Source organism: Micromonospora sp. R311 (assembly GCF_056780015.1).
This window is the reverse complement of sequence record NZ_JBSWCE010000115.1, coordinates 1-973: the sequence shown is the minus strand read 5'-3', so window position 1 is coordinate 973 and position 973 is coordinate 1. Positions and strand designations below refer to the sequence as shown.

1 protein-coding gene is annotated in these 973 nt (G+C 67.4%); it reads left to right on the top strand.

Going from position 1 to position 973, the window contains the following annotated elements; all coding sequences use genetic code 11:
- Positions 1 to 157: 157 nt before the first annotated feature.
- Positions 158 to 973, top strand: an 816-nt coding sequence (locus AC1WTP_RS34420; protein WP_481653379.1) for an IS1634 family transposase, incomplete at its 3' end; no start/stop codon positions are given.

Below are 973 nucleotides of genomic sequence, written 5' to 3'. Positions count from 1 at the left end.
CCCGGGTTCGACGTAATTCGGCGGGCCTGGAGGTCCTGCGAGGCGGAATGCGCTGGTCGGCGGGTCGCGAGAGGCAGAGAAGGCCAGAAGTCCCTAGAGACGCGATCTCCTGGACTAACGCGTGCCAGCCTGGACGTATCTCGTATTGTCTAGAGCCGTGTATGTGAAGACGACGAAGCGGGAGAACAAGTCCGGCACGGTCCGGTACCTGCACCTGGCCCACAACGAGTGGGACCCGGCCAAGGGCCGGGCGGTGCCCAAGGTGCTGTTCACCTTCGGCCGCGAGGATCAACTCGACCGCGATGCGGTCAAGCGCCTGGTCGTGTCTCTATCGAAGTTGCTGGAGCCTGGCGACGCGCTCGTGGCCACCGCCGCATCCGACCTGGAGTTCGTCTCCTCGGTGCCGTTCGGCGGCACCTACGTGCTCGACCACCTGTGGCGCAGGTTGAAGATCGACCAGATCGTGGCCCGGGTCGGGCAGCCCAAGCGCGGCCGGCCTCGGGACATGACCACCACCGAGCGGGTGCTGTTCGCCCTGGTCGCCAACCGGGCGCTGGCGCCGTCGTCCAAGCTTGCCGCCGCCGACTGGATCACCAACGACGCGCACATCGACGGACTGACCGAGATCGGCGAACAGCCCTGCTACCGGGCGATGGACTGGCTGCACGAGGTCACCGATGACCTGGAGAAGCAGGTCTTCGACTCCGTCGCCACCCTGCTGAACCTCGAAGTGGACCTGCTGTTCTTCGACACCACCAGCACCTACTTCGAGCTGGAGGAGCCCGACGCTCCCGTCGCCCGCGACGACGCCGGCCGCCCGCTTCACGACAGTGAGGCGAACGGCGACGCGAACCACGGCGGGTTCCGCGCCTACGGCAAGTCCAAGGACTCCCGCGACGACCTGCCGCAGATCGTCATCGGCATGGCCGTCACCCGGGACGGCATCCCGGTGCGCTGCTGGTGCTGGCCGGGC